Origin of the sequence: Geomicrobium sp. JCM 19039, from assembly GCF_000698145.1 — a bacterium.
Classification (GTDB): domain Bacteria; phylum Bacillota; class Bacilli; order Bacillales; family Marinococcaceae; genus Geomicrobium_A.
Map to the genome: position 1 here is coordinate 137,431 of NZ_BAXB01000007.1, position 17,317 is coordinate 154,747.

General features: G+C 43.5%; 16 protein-coding genes, 2 pseudogenes and 1 riboswitch. Of the genes and pseudogenes, 12 read left to right on the forward strand and 6 right to left on the reverse strand.

What is annotated here, in order from left to right:
- Nucleotides 1-8 precede the first annotated feature (8 nt).
- The 6 genes from JCM19039_RS09310 to JCM19039_RS09335 all read left to right on the forward strand — a co-directional run bounded on the left by JCM19039_RS09310 (nucleotide 9) and on the right by JCM19039_RS09335 (nucleotide 6,306).
- Nucleotides 9-1,310: a Gfo/Idh/MocA family protein gene (locus tag JCM19039_RS09310; protein WP_042426307.1), complete on the forward strand. Its 1,302-nt coding sequence runs from the start codon at nucleotides 9-11 to the stop codon at nucleotides 1,308-1,310.
- A gap of 11 nt (nucleotides 1,311-1,321) precedes the next feature.
- Complete coding sequence (locus JCM19039_RS09315) at nucleotides 1,322-1,891, forward strand: YesL family protein (RefSeq protein WP_042426308.1); 570 nt, start codon at nucleotides 1,322-1,324, stop codon at nucleotides 1,889-1,891.
- Nucleotides 1,892-2,007: 116 nt separating this feature from the next.
- Nucleotides 2,008-2,508 carry a hypothetical protein gene (locus JCM19039_RS09320; protein ID WP_042426311.1) on the forward strand — a complete coding sequence of 167 codons (501 nt, stop codon included), beginning with the start codon at nucleotides 2,008-2,010 and terminating at the stop codon, nucleotides 2,506-2,508.
- A 501-nt stretch (nucleotides 2,509-3,009) separates the two neighbouring features.
- Nucleotides 3,010-3,561 carry a cache domain-containing protein gene (locus JCM19039_RS09325; RefSeq protein WP_042426315.1) on the forward strand — a complete coding sequence of 184 codons (552 nt, stop codon included), beginning with the start codon at nucleotides 3,010-3,012 and terminating at the stop codon, nucleotides 3,559-3,561.
- 74 nt (nucleotides 3,562-3,635) lie between these two features.
- On the forward strand, nucleotides 3,636-4,781 hold the full coding sequence (locus JCM19039_RS09330) for a sensor histidine kinase (protein WP_052398668.1): 1,146 nt from the start codon (nucleotides 3,636-3,638) through the stop codon (nucleotides 4,779-4,781).
- 7 nt (nucleotides 4,782-4,788) lie between these two features.
- The gene (locus JCM19039_RS09335) at nucleotides 4,789-6,306 is read left to right on the forward strand and encodes a response regulator (RefSeq protein ID WP_042426318.1); all 1,518 of its coding nucleotides are present in this window, start codon (nucleotides 4,789-4,791) and stop codon (nucleotides 6,304-6,306) included.
- Between the two features lie 92 nt (nucleotides 6,307-6,398).
- On the opposite strand, the gene JCM19039_RS09340 is transcribed toward JCM19039_RS09335, so the two are convergent.
- Nucleotides 6,399-6,851 (reverse strand): A24 family peptidase, encoded by a 453-nt coding sequence (locus JCM19039_RS09340; RefSeq protein WP_042403964.1) that lies wholly within the window; start codon nucleotides 6,849-6,851, stop codon nucleotides 6,399-6,401.
- A 24-nt stretch (nucleotides 6,852-6,875) separates the two neighbouring features.
- Complete coding sequence (locus JCM19039_RS09345) at nucleotides 6,876-7,817, reverse strand: AEC family transporter (protein ID WP_042426320.1); 942 nt, start codon at nucleotides 7,815-7,817, stop codon at nucleotides 6,876-6,878.
- Between the two features lie 172 nt (nucleotides 7,818-7,989).
- On the opposite strand from JCM19039_RS09345, the gene JCM19039_RS09350 reads away from it, so the two are divergent.
- The 6 genes and pseudogenes from JCM19039_RS09350 (at nucleotide 7,990) to JCM19039_RS09370 (ending at nucleotide 13,184) form a co-directional block, all read left to right on the forward strand.
- Nucleotides 7,990-9,510 carry an aldehyde dehydrogenase family protein gene (locus tag JCM19039_RS09350; protein ID WP_042403967.1) on the forward strand — a complete coding sequence of 507 codons (1,521 nt, stop codon included), beginning with the start codon at nucleotides 7,990-7,992 and terminating at the stop codon, nucleotides 9,508-9,510.
- Between the two features lie 15 nt (nucleotides 9,511-9,525).
- The gene (locus tag JCM19039_RS09355) at nucleotides 9,526-9,888 is read left to right on the forward strand and encodes a DUF779 domain-containing protein (RefSeq protein WP_042426322.1); all 363 of its coding nucleotides are present in this window, start codon (nucleotides 9,526-9,528) and stop codon (nucleotides 9,886-9,888) included.
- 93 nt (nucleotides 9,889-9,981) lie between these two features.
- Nucleotides 9,982-10,239: an MBL fold metallo-hydrolase gene (locus JCM19039_RS27265; RefSeq protein WP_307190216.1), complete on the forward strand. Its 258-nt coding sequence runs from the start codon at nucleotides 9,982-9,984 to the stop codon at nucleotides 10,237-10,239.
- On the forward strand, nucleotides 10,236-10,922 hold the full coding sequence (locus JCM19039_RS09360) for an MBL fold metallo-hydrolase (RefSeq protein ID WP_307190217.1): 687 nt from the start codon (nucleotides 10,236-10,238) through the stop codon (nucleotides 10,920-10,922). Before JCM19039_RS27265 ends, JCM19039_RS09360 begins: the two co-directional genes overlap by 4 nt.
- 267 nt (nucleotides 10,923-11,189) lie before the next feature.
- Nucleotides 11,190-12,160: pseudogene (locus tag JCM19039_RS25375) on the forward strand (sorbosone dehydrogenase family protein).
- A 115-nt stretch (nucleotides 12,161-12,275) separates the two neighbouring features.
- Complete coding sequence (locus JCM19039_RS09370; RefSeq protein ID WP_052398671.1) at nucleotides 12,276-13,184, forward strand: DUF4349 domain-containing protein; 909 nt, start codon at nucleotides 12,276-12,278, stop codon at nucleotides 13,182-13,184.
- A 188-nt stretch (nucleotides 13,185-13,372) separates the two neighbouring features.
- Here JCM19039_RS09370 and tenA read toward each other — a convergent pair whose 3' ends face one another.
- The 4 genes and pseudogenes from tenA to JCM19039_RS25380 form a co-directional block, all read right to left on the reverse strand.
- Entirely contained in the window at nucleotides 13,373-14,044 is a 672-nt protein-coding gene (gene tenA, locus JCM19039_RS09375) for a thiaminase II (RefSeq protein ID WP_042426325.1), read from the reverse strand.
- A 101-nt stretch (nucleotides 14,045-14,145) separates the two neighbouring features.
- A riboswitch (TPP riboswitch) is annotated at nucleotides 14,146-14,247 on the reverse strand.
- Between the two features lie 139 nt (nucleotides 14,248-14,386).
- A complete protein-coding gene (locus tag JCM19039_RS09380) occupies nucleotides 14,387-14,923 on the reverse strand; it encodes a chromate transporter (protein ID WP_042426328.1) in 537 nt (178 codons plus the stop codon).
- A 3-nt stretch (nucleotides 14,924-14,926) separates the two neighbouring features.
- Nucleotides 14,927-15,496 (reverse strand): chromate transporter, encoded by a 570-nt coding sequence (locus tag JCM19039_RS09385; RefSeq protein ID WP_042426445.1) that lies wholly within the window; start codon nucleotides 15,494-15,496, stop codon nucleotides 14,927-14,929.
- Between the two features lie 83 nt (nucleotides 15,497-15,579).
- Nucleotides 15,580-17,078: pseudogene (locus JCM19039_RS25380) on the reverse strand (gamma-glutamyltransferase family protein).
- Nucleotides 17,079-17,317 lie beyond the last annotated feature (239 nt).

Below are 17,317 nucleotides of genomic sequence, written 5' to 3' on the forward strand. Positions count from 1 at the left end.
GTCTAATAATGAAGAGATATGTAGTGTGCGGTGTTAGCAATCGAGCAATTTCCATGTTTATAGCTCCGATGATTTATCGGTTTGCTGGTCACTGCCAGTTGGTGGGTTTATTAGATATTGATGCAAAAAGGTTTGACGTGTGTGCAGAGAGGATACCTGAAACGAAAGCGATACCAACCTATGAAAATCATCAGTTTGAGTTCATGGTACAGGAGGAAAAACCTGATGTCGTTATCGTTGCCGGCAGGGATGATACACATGTGGAGTACATTTTAGAAGCTCTATCGCTAAATTTGGATGTTATTGTTGAAAAGCCGCTTGCCACATCGGCGGAAGATAGTGAGCGAATTGTCAAAGCAGAGCAACAAAGTAAGGGTAAGGTAATCGTGACGTTTAATTATCGATACAGTCCTTATCATTTAAAGATTAAGGAATTGTTGCTTGAAGGAAAAATTGGAAAGATTACTTCAGTAGACTTGAACTGGTACATTGATACGTTTCATGGATCAAGTTACTTTCAAAGATGGAATCGCTTACGTGAACGCTCAGGAGGTTTATCGATTCACAAAAGCTCTCATCACTTTGATCTCGTCAGCTGGTGGTTGGACCAGCGCCCGTTGCAAGTGTTTGCTTATGGAGATCGCTTCTATTATGGCGACAATAGCGAACACAATCCAGAGAAAGAAGATGGCAGGTTTTGTGGAACGTGTCAGGTAAGGCAACGATGCACGTACTATACACGCTGGAATTCAAGAAGTAATTCTCAAGAAGTTCAAGATGACCACATATCAATGAATAAACGATCACGTGATGGCTATTCGAATTATCGACCTGACCAGTGCATCTATGATTCTGAGATTAACATTGAAGATGCATATACAGCTACAGTGAAATATGATCGTGGGGCAATACTAAGCTACTCCATTAATTTCTCGCTGCCATATGAAGGCTATCGACTGGCAATTAATGGGACAAAGGGCAGAATTGAAACGATGGAGTATCACGCTCCGTCCCGTGTCCCTTTTCCAACGCCAAGGCAGACGATCGACTATTTCCCGCTATTTGGAGCAAAAGAGACGATTCATGTAGTCGAACGAGAAGGTGGGCATGGAGGTGGTGATCCTGTCATTCAAGAGGACTTATTCTTAGGGGAAGATCCACACAGACCGTATGATGTCTTGTCGGGCAGTGAAGATGGTGCTTATGCTGTTGCGACAGGAGAGGCGGTCTGGAAATCAGCCACAATGAACCAACCGATCAACGTCGATGACATTCTGACAATCAATTTGCGAGACGTGCATCAAAAATAGGAGGTGGTCCCATGACGGGGGGCAGGTTGTTTGTATTTATCTATACACTTTGTCAATGGATTTGTTATTTCTTCTATTTAAACGTCATGTGGTTGTTTTGTTCGCTACTCGGAGGTATAATTTTTGGTATCGGTCCAAGTACGGTTGCGGTGTATGCCATTGCAAGGAAAACAAAGCTTGGTGAAGAGGATTTTCCGTTATTTCGAACCTTTTGGAACGTGTATAAAGCAGAGTTTATTAAGGCTAATGCTCTGTTTCTAATGCTTCTTGCGATTGGTTTTGTCGTCTACTTTAATATAAACTATTTTAGGTTATTTGATGATATGTTCCATATGGGAATGCAAGTTTTCAGTACGATCATTGCATTGATGTTTATTTTTATTGCTTTATACATCTTTCCGGTTTACGTACACTACGATTTAGAGTTTAAGAAGTATATACAATATGCTTCGGCACTGAGTATCTTGCATCTCGGTCAAACGGCACTCATGATTTTGTCGGCTGTGTCTGTATACTACTTTTTTTATAAGCTTTCCGGGTTTTATTCCTTTATTTGCGGTCAGTTTCATCATTCACCTTAATGTATGGTTGGCATTCAGAACGATAGAGAAAGTTGAAAGCAAAGGTGAGCAACTAAAGGAAGTGGATTACGTAAAAATCGGCCAGCAAATCTAACAACAAGGAAGAGCGATACACCATGGTTTTTGCATTTGATCGTTGGCTAATGAAATTTATGCCTTATATGATTCCGGTGATTGTCATTCTAGGCGTGACAGGATTGCAAGGAGCCGCTTCGTTATCGGCGGCAATTATGTTTATTTTTGCATTTATTTGTTTTTCGGGTTGCTTAGGAATTCAATATCAAGACATTAAATCATCTGTATTAAATCCTTTACCTATTATTATATCTCTTGTCATTATTCAAGTGATTATGCCGCTTATTGCCTTTTCAGTAGGAACGCTTTATTACAGTCACTCTGTTGATCTGCTTGCGGGTATTGTGATTGCCTTTACGATTCCTACGGGCGTTGCGACCATCATGTGGGTTCGAATGAGCGGAGGTAATATCGGAACAGCTCTTTCTATCGTACTCATTAATACGCTTCTTTCTCCAATATTACTGCCTGTGACTATACTTTTATTGTTAGGGGCTCGCGTATCAATTGATGTTGTCGGCATGGTCGCAGTCTCTTCTTAATGATTGTCTTCCCGTCCATTTTAGGTTTGTGGGTAACGAGAAGGTTGCCTGCAGCTACAAAGCAACTTTCAGTCTACACTTCACCTCTATCCAAGCTGGCAATGCTATTGTTAATTCTAATTAACAGTGCAGTCGTATCTCCCTATTTATCAACGATTGATCTAAATACCATTCAGTTGTTCCTTTCGGTGCTCGGCATTGCCTGCCTTGGGTATACAATTGGATTCTTAGCATCCATCCTTTTTAAGTGGCATTCATCCGTGCTCGCTGCGGTAACGTTCTCTTGTGGGATAAGAAACACAGGTTGGTGCAGCATTAGCTGTCGTTTATTTTCCGCCGGCTACTGCCCTCCCTATCGTTTTAGCTATCGTGTTTCAGCAATTCTTGGCATCCATCATCCAACAAGTGATTCGAAGATATATAAATGATCAAGAGGGGAAGCTGAGAGCAAAGGTTGGTTTGTACGTTCGTGAGGTTACTAAATTATACAGGATGATCTTTATGGGAATGAAAACGTGGCGATGGTTAAAAAAATTGCTTAAAAAGCTCCATCCAACAAGCTTATTTAATCAGTTTACGCAAATAAGATATAAGCTCTTTTCCATTAGTGTTGTTTTTATGATTATTTTTGGTGTGTGTGGACTTGTTATTTTTCATCTTTTATCAAGTTTATATAATGATAAAGTGTATGAGGAAGCCGAAAATAATCTTAGAGTCTCTGCGAATGTTTTGGATAGAGAATTGAATTATATTGAAGATTTTACATTTCAAGTTGCTACCGATCCGACGATGCAAGTCATCATGGATCGAATTGATATGCCTATCCGTAACTATAATTATTTCCGCACCCGGGAGAACCTCATTGAAAGGCTTACCTTCTTTATTAATCAAGAACATTATTTTAATTCTGCTCAGATTATGGACTCAAACGGCCGTCTAATTTCAGCTGGGATGTGGACGAATCTGAATATTGATTACCAATGGGTAAATCACGAAATCCGCAATGTCGGTGGTAGAAATGTTTGGCAAGGTGTAGATGATCAAGGTTTTTAATTTCCGCTAGGGAAATTAAAAAACGTGAGAATCTATCATTAAACCATCTAGGGTTTTTATATGTATATATTGATGTGGATGACCTCATCTCAGCAGCGCTGAACTTTGCGCCGGAGCAAAACTTTGTTATTGCAGATGATAAAGATCTTATCTATTCCAGCACGATGGAATCAGGAGAAATAAAAGAGCTGTTAGCAATGCCTCCAATTGAAAGTTACGAGATTGCGACGATTAATAATGAGGAATTTTTTATTATTGAACTCTCTTCAAAGCATTCTAACTTGAGTTATTTTAATATTGTGGAATTGGATAACATCAATGATCAAAAAGCGTACATATCATTGATGATTTTTCTATACATCTTTTTTATGGTAATTGTCACGATCTTTATTAGCCGGCAATCAGCGAAAGCCATTTCGAAACCTATTGAACGATTAACAAAAAATGTAAAAAAAGTACAAGAAGGTAATTTCGAGGTGGTTCCTGACCATAACCAAGAATTTTTAAAAGATGAGATTGGTGATCTTCAAGAGAATTTCTATGTGATGGTTGATAAAATTAACTCATTAATTAAAGAAAATTATGAAAAGCAGCTAATTATTAAAGAGACCGAATATCGTGCTTTACAGGCGCAAATTAATCCGCATTTCTTCTATAATACGTTAGACTCCATTCATTGGATGGCGAAAGTGAGTGACCAGAAGAAGATAGCTGAGATGGCAGAAGCGCTTGGCAGCATGATGAGAGGAATGGTTAGCAAAAAGGGGCCTCTAATTACAGTTGGTGAAGAGCTTGCCATTGTCGAAAGCTATATTACAATTCAGCAATCAAGATACAATGAGCGCTTGGTTTTTCGGCTTTACTGTGAAGAGCAGTTGAAGAAAGCTTCCATTCCAAAACTGACCATTCAGCCAATCATTGAGAATGCCATTAAGCATGGGTTGGAAGAGATGATTGAACCTTGTAAAATTGAGGTTTACATTGAGAGGTATGGAAACGACTTAATGATTTATGTGAGGGACGACGGAGTGGGAATATCTGCTAAGAAAATCGAACAAATCCTGAATGGGACGGTAGTATCAAAAGGGACAGGCATTGGCCTAAACAATATTCATGAAAGGATTCGACTCTTGTATGGTGATGATTACGGCATTACTATCACAAGTAAAGAAAGCAAAGGGACTACCTTGTTCGTAACTATTCCATTCATTGAGGAGTGAATTGTACATGTATGATGTGCTTGTCGTTGACGATGAGGTTCATATTGTAGAAGGAATTACGAAGATGGTGGACTGGGAACGCTGCGGAACAAAGTGCAAAGATCAAGCGTATCACGGGCAAATGGCTTTAGAGATGATTGAGTCTGAGCGTCCGCGCATCGTAATTACTGATATTAAGATGCCTGGGTTGAATGGTCTGGAATTGATAGAGAAAACATATTATTTTTTTCCCGAGGTTCAATTTATTGTTCTTTCCGGCCACGATGATTTTGCCTATGCCAAACAAGCGATGAAGTATGGTGTAAAACACTATCTATTAAAACCTTGCAATGAACAGAAGATTGAGGAGGCGCTTCGACAAGTCGTCACGGACCTTCAAGAGAAGGAAAAAGTACAAGAATACATTGATCAAATCACACCGAAGGCAAAAGAGCAGCAAGTGCGCGAACTCTTACTAAATTCCGCCTCTTTTGATCATGGTTTATTAAAAACTGCTTCCCGAAATGAGAAGTTTAGAATCATATGCAGTGAGATTCCTTCAAAAGATGCTCATACTGAACGCCGAAAATTAAAACAACTAATGGATAAGCAATTCGCAGACAGCACATCTTTTTATGCATCAGCAATTGTTTCGGGTAAAGTAATTGTTGTGATTAGCGATTGTCCTGAACAGCATTTACAGGGGGTCATTCGAACTTCTCATAAAGAGTGGGAAGTGCAGGTTGAAAGTGCTGTAATTTCTGTAATTAGTCAAGTGAGTCGTATAGAAAGGCTAGCAATCGAATATAACAAGGTTTTGGAAGCGTTTTCTTACCGGTTTTACATGAACAGCAAAAGCAGAGTGATTCTTTACCATGAGTTAACAAGTGCAGCAGTAACGAAGTTTGATCAGCAGCAAGTCATTTGGGAGTATGAAAATATGATAGAAGTGGTACGGGCGATGGATATAAATAATGTCAAACGCGCGATGCACAAATTTTTCCATGTGCTTAGCACGTCTAAGTTTTCGGACCGGTTCATTCTCATGAAATGCAAAAGCCTGCTATGGTCAGTATCATTTCGTTCCAACCATGATGAAAAAGAAGAATTGTTGACGACGATTAATGGCATTGATGCAATTGAGCGTGATGTTATGAAAGTAGAAGAGTACATGATGGAACATGTCATGAAGGTTGTTCGTGAGAACAGCTTGACGAAAAACCATCTAGTGAGGGAAATCATTGCATATACAGAGCAGCACCTTCAGGATCAATCATTATCGTTGCTTAGAGTCGCTAAAGAAGTGTTCTTCATGAATCCAGATTATTTAGGGAAAGTGTTCAAAAGAGAAATGGGGATGAACTATACGAATTATCTCATGGAACGGCGGATGGAGATGGCAATGGAATATATGAATACAGATCGGAAAGTGTTTGAGGTGGCAGAGGAAGTTGGATTTGGAAATAATCCGAGATATTTTAGTCAGATTTTTAAAAGGTATACAGGGAGCACTCCTACGGAATATAAAAAGGAAGAGCGGGTGTAATGCGAACGGTTTAGTACTGAAATGAAAGTACAAATTCATACATTCTAAATGAAGAAACCGAAAAGGGGCATACCATTTTCGGTTTCTTTGCACTATACCCAAAGTAAAATAGCGAGGTAACATGCTGTCCCGGCGGCAATAAACGGTGCAAGAGGAATCATAGTTACTTCTTTGTTTTTAAGGATAAACGACTGATAAATTAAGTATGGAATCGCCCATAAACCAGCGATCAGGTACGTGGCAAACACGACGCCCATTCCCGCCTTTAATCCTAAAGCTAACCCGATGACAGTAAATAATTTAATATCTCCACCGCCAACTTGACCTCTGCTCACAATGGCTAGCAGGAGGTGAATGCCTCCGAGAAGGATCCCTCCTAGCACATACATATGGACGTTTGAAAAATCAAGAATAGCATTCGCCACTAGAAAATACACCATGCTTGGCAACGTCCATTTGTCGTAGATGAGGCGGTACTTCAGGTCAGTGTAAACAGATACGATAAGTACGATGAATAATGGTAGATAGATGAATGCGATGTCCAAACCTAGTACCTCCTCTTATAGGGTTTACGAAAAGAGTAAAGTAGCGACCCAAGTGATGAGTGGGATCGTAAAGAGCGACAAGAGTGTTGAAACGACGGTTGTCATTGCGGCTGTGTCCTCTTCATTCGTATAGCGACTATAAATGACAGGTGCAAGCATAAATGTCGGCATTGCAGAGAGAATCACAAACAGTTGCCGCAAGAACGGATCCATGTCTAAAAAGGATAAGAGTAAAATCATGACGCTCGGAATGAACAGCAACCGGATAAAGAGTGGATATTGAATGTCGCGGTAAAGAATGCGCTGATTTTGGCGAAAAAATGGCGGTAATAAAAACCCGATATAAAGCATAGCCAGGGGTGCAGCCAAACCAGATAACATTCCGGCTAGATCTTGAAAAAGCCGAGGCGCCTCTAACCCAGAAACGGCGAAAGTGAGTCCAATGGCAATCGCAATGACTGGCATATTAATCAGCTCTTTGAGCTGCCGAAGTGAGAACTTTTGGTTATCGCTTTGGAGAATGAATACACCTAAAGTGAATAAAATTACATCTAAACCGGCATCGAATACAGCAGCAAGTAGCCCGCCAATCGGTCCGAATATGGCAGCGCACAACGGGATGGCAATGAATCCGGTGTTGCCAATAGCGGCAAGGAGCGACAGCTTTTTTGCCTTCGACCATTGGAACCTAAACATTCTCAAAACGATGATACTAAAGATAATGGCGGAACTATTAAAAATTATTGAAACGATAAAGACGATGAATACTTGTTGCAAAACTTCGTCAGTAATTTCAGTGTTGAATACACCATTCAAAATGATAAACGGAACGGCGATGTTGATAATGACAGCCATCAGTAATTTTTTGGTGTCTTCTGTCACGGTCATACGAATGGCGACGAGCGTACCAAAAAGAATAATCAGGCCCATCATCGCAATTGTAAGTGTAATGGTAGCGACGTCCATTGCGATCAGGTTCCTTTCAAGTGGGCATTATCGCAATCATACCATGTTTTGTAACCGTCGGGTCCAAGCTCGTGACGGTTTTTTATTACAGAAATAAAGGATATGGATTGGATAGCTAGAATAAATAAGGTATAGGAATTTGAAAGCGATTACAATTTAGGGGGTTATCATAATGAAATACGCTCAACCAGGTACTCAAGGCGCAGTTGTCCAGTTTAAGTCGCGATATGAGAATTTTATTGGCGGGGAATGGACAGCGCCTGCCGACGGTGAATACTTTGAGAATATTAGTCCTGTCACAGGTGAAGTTTTCACGGAGATTGCCAGATCTAAGGAAGTGGATGTGGAGCGAGCCATTGAAGCTGCCCATGAGGCGAAAGCGGATTGGAGCGCTACGTCAGTCACAGAGCGAGCATTACTCTTAAATCGTATTGCTGATCGGATGGAAGAAAATAAAGAGAAGTTGGCGGTTGCTGAGACGTGGGATAACGGGAAACCAGTACGAGAGACGCTCGCAGCAGATATCCCGCTCGCGGTTGATCATTTTCGGTATTTTGCAAGTGCGATTCGCGCTCAGGAAGGCGGCATTTCACAAATTGATGAAGATACCGTTGCGTACCATTTCCATGAGCCGTTAGGTGTTGTCGGGCAAATCATCCCTTGGAACTTCCCGCTTCTTATGATGACTTGGAAGGTCGCTCCTGCACTAGCTGCTGGAAACTGTGTCGTCTTGAAGCCAGCAGAACAGACCCCTGCGTCTATTGGTGTCTGGCTGGAAATCATGGAAGATCTGTTGCCTAAAGGTGTGTTCAATGTCGTACAAGGCTTTGGTTTGGAAGCAGGTAAACCGTTAGCGCAAAGTGATCGGATTGATAAGGTCGCGTTTACTGGGGAGACGACGACCGGCCGGATGATCATGCAATACGCATCAGAAAACATTATTCCTGTTACGTTGGAATTAGGAGGGAAGTCGCCGAATATCTTCTTTGAAGACGTAATGGATAAAGACGATGGGTTTTTAGATAAAGCGGTTGAAGGTTTTGTCATGTTTGCTTTGAACCAAGGGGAAGTGTGTACGTGCCCATCTCGTGCGCTCATCCAAGAGTCCATTTATGATGAGTTTATGGACCGAGCGCTCAAGCGTGTGAAAGAGATTATTGCCGGCGACCCGTTGGATACGTCAACAATGATCGGTGCACAGGCGTCAGAAGAACAGCTTGAGAAGATTCTGTCATATTTTGATATTGCGAAGCAAGAAGGGGCCGAGCTCATTACCGGCGGCAACCGCATCGAAGTACAAGGAGAGCGGAGCACCGGTTATTATATTGAGCCGACGATCTATAAAGGTCATAACAAAATGCGGATCTTCCAAGAAGAAATCTTTGGTCCGGTTGTGTCCGTCACTACATTCAAAACAAAAGAGGAAGCGTTGGAAATTGCCAATGATACGCTTTACGGACTTGGAGCAGGCGTATGGTCAAGAGATATGAATACGGCGTATCGCTTTGGTCGTGCAATTCAAGCGGGACGGGTGTGGACGAATTGTTACCACGTCTATCCTGCCCATGCCGCGTTTGGTGGTTATAAGAAATCGGGAATTGGTCGAGAGAATCACCAAATGATGTTAGAGCATTATCAACAAACGAAAAACCTGCTCGTAAGCTACAGTGAACAACCTGCAGGCCTATTCTAAAAGGAGGGGTTCTTCGTGCACGTTGAGAAGGTGAAAGCGACAGAAGTGACGCTAGACCTCATCAACCACCTGAAAAGCAAGCACGGACCTGTCATTTTTCATCAATCGGGAGGTTGTTGTGATGGCAGCTCTCCAATGTGCTTCTCACAAAAGGAATTTAATCCGGGTAGACATGATATTTACCTTGGGGATTTAGGAGATGCCCCGTTTTATATTTCTAAAGACCAATATGAGTACTGGAAACATACGCAACTCATCATTGACGTGGTGAAAGGGAGAGGTGGCATGTTCTCTCTGGAAAACCCTGAAGGAAAGCGCTTTCTCGTCCGTTCACGGGTGTTTTCTGATGAAGAACGAGCCCATTTAACTGACAATTAGTTAAGCTGAGGTGCTCTCAGAAGAGAGTGCCTCGCATCATGAATCTATAGTGAGCGAGCGCTCGCTTGCCAAAGCCGAGAGGAGAGAGAACCGATGTTGGAGGAGTTAGGAATCCAATCGCTACGATTGAATTTGCCGCTGCGACTAAACCATGTGAATGTATTTCTTGCAGAAGGGGTAGAGGGGTGGACAATTATTGATGCTGGTCTTCATAACGATGAAACCGTTGCCGCTTGGGCACCTTTACTGAAAGGAAAAGATATTACCAATATCATTGTTACGCACTATCACCCCGACCATTTCGGATACGCAGGTGCGCTTCAACAAAAAACAGGGCGCAAGTGTGGATGACAGAGACCGACGCTAAGGCTGGATTGAATGCATGGACGCCGGAATTTCTTGATGAAATGTATGCGTACTATTTGCTTGCAGGAATTCCAGAGCACGATGCACAAGAGATGAAAGAAAATACCGCTTCTTTTATACCGAGAATTAACCCTTTGCCAACGATCAATCATCACATTGTAGAAGGACAGCGGTTCGTGCTCGGCGGATTTGAGTATGAGGCGATCTTTACGCCGGGTCATTCAGATGGCCTAATCGTTTTGTACAATCGTGAACGAAATATGCTGTTATCCACTGATCATCTGCTACCAAAAATTACGCCGAATATTTCGTATTGGTTTCATGGTCGAGATAACCCGCTGAAAGACTATCTCACATCATTAGAAAAAATAAAGAAACTTGACGCAGATTTGGTTGTTCCATCACACGGGAAGCCGTTTCACGGTGCCAACGAGCGAATCGATGAAATTGCTGCTCATCATGATGAGCGACTAGAACGAGTGTATGAGTATGTGAAAGAGCCTGTCGTTGTACATGATGTTTGTGCGAAGTTATTCCCTAAAGTACTCACCGTTCACGAAACAAGGTTCGCTATCGGTGAGACACTTGCCCACCTCGAGTATTTGCGGGATAAACAGCAAATCGCTCGTCACGAAGAGAATGGCAGCTGGAAGTATTACCGAGTGTAAACCGATGTCGCCCTGATCTTTAGATTGAAGTTCTTTTGTACGGGGTACAGGAGAATAGATTTCTAGAAAAAGGGGCGTCATAGCTTGAAAAAATATACAATGATCTTCGGTGCAAGTGTGCTGATGTTAGGTGCATGTTCACCAGAAGAACCGCAAGAGGAAGAAAGCGAAGAGATGACAGACAGTGGTTCCGATGAATTGGGTGAAGATGATCCGACTGAAGGTGACCCTGAACCTGCAGATGATGAAGACATTGACGAAGATGAAATGGCTGGAGACTATGAAACACTGGCAGAGAACTTAGCTGCCCCGTGGGATCTTACACTCGTTGATGACGGCACAGTATATGTTACTGAGCGAGAAGGACAAATTATTGAAATTACCGACGGAGAAACGACGCCAATGAGTCTCGCGCTAGACGAGGAAGTTCACCAAGAAGGTGAAGGCGGTCTTCACGGCATGGTGTTGCACCCAGAAGATGAGAATACAGCGATCATCTACCATACGTATGCAGCGACCGATGGCATTAATAATCGGATTGTTGAGATTGAACGCGACGGTGATGAATGGCAAGAGATCGATATCCTGCTAGAAGACATTCCAGGAGCACAACGCACAACGGGGGTAGACTTGCGATCGGTCCAGACGGGTATTTGTACGCGACGACAGGTGATGCAAAAGATCCAGAGCTTTCCCAGGACACGGACAGCTTAGCGGGTAAAATTTTGCGTATGGACCTCGATGGTACGGTAGCCGAAGGTAATCCATTTGATGATTCTTACTTGTATTCTTACGGTCATCGAAACCCACAAGGGTTGGATTGGACAGATGATGACCGACTGTTCAGCACAGAACATGGTCCTACGGCGAATGACGAAATTAATCACATTGAACCTGGAAACAACTATGGGTGGCCAGAAATTGTTGGTGATGAAACCGAAGAAGGCATGGAAACGGCAGTCATGAACTCTGGTGAAGAGACGTGGGCTCCGTCAGGAGCTGCGATGGTTGGTGAGCAATCATTTTATGTAGCTGCGCTTGCGGGTGAACAGTTGATTCGCTTTGATGTGGACGACGACACAACAGATACAATCCTTGAAGGAGAAGGACGCTGGCGCGATGTCGTATATGACGAAAACGAGAACATGTTTTATGTGATTACGAACAATACGGATGGACGAGGCGATCCGATCGATGAAGATGACCGATTGCTTCGTTTTGAAGGACCTGAACCTTAAACGTGAAGACCTGATAGGGGAGTTCTCCCCTATCAGGTTTTTTTACATATTTTCAAATAATTGAAACAAATAATGGCGGGCAACGACAAAGAAGGAAAGAGAAGGGGGTCAAAAGATGAAAGATAAAATGATGCTCGTTTTTCTATTTTTCGCCTTTGTTGTTGCGTGTAGTGATAACCAAAATGAGGAATCGGCAGATCTAATTCAAACAGGAGATGATAGTGGGGCGGATGTTGCTCAAGATCATGCAGAGTCGGAGGTGGAGTTGGACGATGGTGAAGCCATGGAAGACTCGGCTGCAAATGAAGCGGAAGTGGAAGCGATTGATACGGCAGAGCGAATGATCGTATATAACGGTCACCTCATTATTGACGTTGAAAGGTTCCAAGAAGCTCAAGACCAGATTCAGCAATCCATTGACGAATTGAATGGCTTTGTTGTGGAGTCGTCTGTCCAAGATGAAGGAGACGGTGAAGTGAGCGGAACATTTGCTGTGCGAGTGCCTGAAGAGAACTTTACACCATTCTTGGATCAGGTAGAGTCCCTCAGTTTACAAGTCGTCGAGCGAATGACAACAGGGGAAGATGTGACAGAAGAGTACGTCGATCTAGAGTCAAGACTTCGGTCCCATGAAGCTGTTGAAGAACGGCAGCTCGTGTTTATGGAAGATGCAGATACGACAGAAGACTTGCTTTCCATCTCGAATGATCTGGCGAACACGCAAGAGCAAATTGAAACGATTCAAGGTCGCATCAATTACTTGGACCATCAAGTCACGTACGCATTGGTGAACATTAACGTGCGCGAGACCGCAGGTTCAACGTTGACCGATCAAACCTCTTTAAACACGTGGGGACAAGCGTCGAATATGTTTACCGACACGATTAACGTGCTCATGTCAATCGTCTCAGGCGTAGTGGTATTCGTCATTGGTCTGTCTCCAGTGCTCGTCCCCTTACTTCTAATAGGGCTTGCTATTTTTATTTACTGGAGAAAAAATAAGAAGACTGGCGGGGCAAAGTAGAGGGCGGTTCATTTGCGGCGGGGCGCATTGCCGGAAGTGTGCACATCACCGAAACGGCTGCAAAAACGCAAAAATCCCGTGTAGAAGCGTCCCTTCACCCTAGCATAATCGGAGTAGAACGAGTCGGTCGGATTTGAATGCTCGCAAAAAGCCAGAATGGGTAATGTACCCATTCTGGCTTTCCTAAATTATATTTGTACGGGCCACTTTTCTTCAGTAAACGCCATTTGCCAGAACTGCCACTCTAATTGACAGCTTTTTAAAAAGGCATCGCGCATCCGTGTCTTTTCTTCATCGGTAGCGGTCTTGGCGTATTCATCTAGACGATCGCGAAAGGCCATCGTAACGCCGTCACCCATTTCTTTATAAAAAGAAATCCAATCATAAAACGGGTGGTTTTTATCCGGCTTTTTCGTCTCGTCCAAGTGAACCGCAATTTCGTAGTACGTCCAAGGACAAGGAAGGAGGACGGCAATTATTTCGCCAAACGACCCACGGTGAGCCACATCCAACATGTGCCGAGTATAGTGATGAGCGGTTGGTGCGAGAGGCTCATACTGCAAGTCTTCGTAGTTTACACCAGCGACTTGGCAGAAATTGTTGTGCGGATGGACTTCATCATTTAGTACGAAAGAAATTTGTTCATTTAACAATTGCATATCTTCTCTTCGTTCTGAGCGGCTAATCGCCAGTCCGTAAATTTGCATAAACGTATTCAAATATTCAAAGTCTTGTTTTACATAATGGGTCAGTTGACCGGGTTGAAGGTCGCCGTTTCCGATTCCTTGCACGAACGGATGCTCAAAGATTGCTTCAAAAACAGGGGCACATTCTTTACGTAATTCTTCAGTAAATGACATTACAGAATCCCTCCATAAGTGTTTTGATTCACAGTGAGGCACCGGCGTTCAATTCTCTATGAGAGCAATAAAAAAAGCTCTGCATAGAAAACAGAGCATGGTTAAAACAAGCTCCACTTCCCTACGCTGGTATAATCCAGATCAGGTTCAAAGGGTCGAAACATTGCTTCTCTCAGCCGGTGCCGGCTCCCCTAGTGAATAAAAATATATTCAAGAATGGCTTACTCACTTTCTATTAAACCATACAATAGTCTGAAAATCAAAACGAATTGAGGAGGGATTATTTACCATAAAATACCAACAGAACCGGTCTTTGATATAGTTCTTATTACCTATTTTTATTTATGATAAGAAAATCGCACCATACAGAAGTGAGCTAACGATGACGATTGCAGGGTGAACCTTGAATTTCTCTAAGAGTAATAGCGCAGTGCCAACCAAAAGTACCGTTTGCCACATTCCATTCCCTTCCCAAGACATGAAGAAAAACTGATACGTAAGTACGCCGAGAAGAACCGCAATTGGGGCACGGATATAGTTCGTCATGTTTTTCACTCGGGGGTGGTCTTTAAATTTCAATAGGATACTCATCAAAAGCATCATGAGCGCAAGCGACGGACCAACTGTTGCGAGCAGGGTGACAAGAACGCCGGGAATACCAGCGACTTCCCAACCGACAAAAGCAGCCATTTTTGTGGCAATTGGCCCTGGAATGGCGTTTCCGAGCGCGAGAACTTCGCCAAACTCTTGAGTGCTCATCCAACCGTAACGATGTACAACTTCATGCTCAATGAGTGGGATGGATGCTGGACCGCCACCATAACCAACGATACCCGGAATGAAAAAGGCAAGAAATAAGTTCCATAAGTCCGTTAGCATTGATTACGCCTCCTCTTTTCTAGCAGGTTGTGGTTTCGGTTTCTGTGCGAAGGCAATCGCAATCAATGAAACGATAAGAATTGCGGGATGCAAATTTAGCCATTCAAATAATAATAGACTGATGACCGTCAAAACAATGGTCAGGAAGAATCCGGCTTTCTGTGTGGATTGTTTTAAAAAGTTGTACGTTAAGGATAACAAGAGCACACCTACAATTGGCATAATTGCATTCGTCATGCCTTGAACGATCGGCGTTTCCCTGAATGTTGTCAGTGTACCTACAAGGATGAGCATAAGGATGGCGGTCGGCAAGACGGTGGCTAACACGGCGTTTATCATGCCGACAATCCCACCTACTTTATAGCCAATGTACCCACAGAGTTTCGTAATGATTGGGCCTGGTAATGTGTTTCCGAGCGCGACCACCTCTGTAAATTCTTCATCGTCCATCCAGCGATATTTTTCGACGATTTCTTTATGTACGAGTGGGATCGTCGCGGGTCCCCCGCCATATCCGAGGGCATTTGCCCGTGCCATTGCAATGAAGATCTTCCATTGGATTTGTAAATTCATGAGGATTGCATCCTTTCTAACGATGAACAGCAAGGGGATGCCCCCTTGCCTTCGTTGTTGAGTATGGCTAGCAGAAGCTCATCTTACCATATGGCAATATGGCTATCTGCACGGGGTTCTGTACCACCTACGAGCACGCCGGTATCCGGGTCGCGCCAAATGATCTGACCACGTCCGAAACTGCCCCCTTCAAGTGTCGGTTTAATGATATGTCCTTTTCTTTCTAGCTGTCTTGCAATCTCTGTAGGAAAGCTGGCTTCGACTTCTACGGTTTTTCCACCGGTCCACTTCCAGCGAGCGGCATCTAAAGCTGCTTGCGGATGAAATCCATAATCGATGCTGTTCGTTAGAATTTGCAAATGACCTTGCGGCATCATATACCCACCCATAACGCCAAAGGGTCCGACGGGTACGCGACCTTTCGTTAAGAATCCCGGAATGATCGTGTGGTACGTCCGCTTCCCACCTTTTAATGCGTTGGCAGCGTCTGGGTCTAACTTAAATTCCCATCCGCGGTTTTGCAAGCTAATGCCTGTATTTGGAATCACAACGCCGGACCCAAAGCCTGCGTAATTACTTTGAATCATAGAAACCATGTTGCCATCGCCGTCGGCCGCGGTCATGTAAACCGTACCCCCACGAGCGGGTTCACCTGCAACAGGTTCGGCCGCTTCTGGGCCGATCAACGCCCGTCTCTTTTCAGCATATTCCTCCTTAAGCAACAACGACGGGTCGATCTTCATATGTTCTGGGTCGGTAATGTATTCAAAGCCATCAGCAAAAGCGAGTTTGAGTGCTTCAATGTGTGTATGATACGTTTGTGCGGTTTCTTTTGCCGGTAAGTCAAAGCCATTTAGAATATTCATAGCAATGAGTGGGACGATGCCTTGCCCGTTTGGTGGCAATTCCCAAACGTCGTACCCTTTATAATTCACTGAAATTGGATCTACCCAGTCCGTTTGGAAACTCTCCAAATCTGATTTACGAATAAACCCGTCATGAGCCGTAGAAAACGCGTCAATCGCTTCAGCAAGCTCCCCCTCGTAAAACGCTCTCCCATTCGTTTTTGCAATCTTTCTAAGGGTATCGGCGTGTCCTGCAATGTCCATACCTCACCTGGCTCTGGTGCTCGCCCGTCTTTTGTGAATGTATCATGCCACGGTTGAAACACTGGATTGTCAGCCGGGTAGGAACGCACCGCACGTTTCCAGTGATGAGAAACGACCGGGCTAACAGGAAAGCCACCTTCAGCATACGAAATGGCTGGGGCAAGGACTTCTTCCAATGAAAGTTTCCCAAACCGCTCGGACAGTGCAACCCATCCGCTCGGTGCACCAGGAACAGTGACGGGAATAAGGCCTTTTTGAGGCATCTCTGTATGTCCAAAATCTTTCACACGCTCAATGGAAATGGCCTCAGGTGCCCGACCGCTGCTGTTCATTCCGTACATATTCCCATCCATCCACACTATGGCGAAAGAATCGCCGCCAATCCCGTTGGACGTCGGTTCAACGACCGTGAGTGCAGCTGCCGTTGCAATCGCTGCATCAACAGCATTTCCCCCTTTTCGAATCATCTCCATGCCGGCCTCAGCCGCTAGAGGTTGCGACGTGCCGACCATTCCTTTTTGACTATAGACAGAACTTCTTCTGGAATGATATGGATAATACATTGGATCAAACTTCATCATACGTTCCACCTCACCATTATTGAAGCAATATACATGCTAATCTGTATTTTATCACATTTGTACTTCAGAGAAGGTCTCAGACTGATTGAAAAAATTTTAATCTTACCCGTATCTCTTTAGTGTTAAGAACA

Coding starts and splice junctions, on each gene's coding strand:
- JCM19039_RS09310 (WP_042426307.1), top strand. CDS start 9: ATGAAGAGATATGTAGTGTGCGGTGTTAGCAATCGAGCAATTTCCATG.
- JCM19039_RS09315 (WP_042426308.1), top strand. CDS start 1,322: ATGACGGGGGGCAGGTTGTTTGTATTTATCTATACACTTTGTCAATGG.
- JCM19039_RS09320 (WP_042426311.1), top strand. CDS start 2,008: ATGGTTTTTGCATTTGATCGTTGGCTAATGAAATTTATGCCTTATATG.
- JCM19039_RS09325 (WP_042426315.1), top strand. CDS start 3,010: ATGGGAATGAAAACGTGGCGATGGTTAAAAAAATTGCTTAAAAAGCTC.
- JCM19039_RS09335 (WP_042426318.1), top strand. CDS start 4,789: ATGTATGATGTGCTTGTCGTTGACGATGAGGTTCATATTGTAGAAGGA.
- JCM19039_RS09345 (WP_042426320.1), bottom strand. CDS start 7,817: ATGGACGTCGCTACCATTACACTTACAATTGCGATGATGGGCCTGATT.
- JCM19039_RS09350 (WP_042403967.1), top strand. CDS start 7,990: ATGAAATACGCTCAACCAGGTACTCAAGGCGCAGTTGTCCAGTTTAAG.
- JCM19039_RS27265 (WP_307190216.1), top strand. CDS start 9,982: ATGTTGGAGGAGTTAGGAATCCAATCGCTACGATTGAATTTGCCGCTG.
- JCM19039_RS09360 (WP_307190217.1), top strand. CDS start 10,236: ATGACAGAGACCGACGCTAAGGCTGGATTGAATGCATGGACGCCGGAA.
- JCM19039_RS09370 (WP_052398671.1), top strand. CDS start 12,276: ATGAAAGATAAAATGATGCTCGTTTTTCTATTTTTCGCCTTTGTTGTT.
- tenA (WP_042426325.1), bottom strand. CDS start 14,044: ATGTCATTTACTGAAGAATTACGTAAAGAATGTGCCCCTGTTTTTGAA.
- JCM19039_RS09380 (WP_042426328.1), bottom strand. CDS start 14,923: ATGCTAACGGACTTATGGAACTTATTTCTTGCCTTTTTCATTCCGGGT.
- JCM19039_RS09385 (WP_042426445.1), bottom strand. CDS start 15,496: ATGAATTTACAAATCCAATGGAAGATCTTCATTGCAATGGCACGGGCA.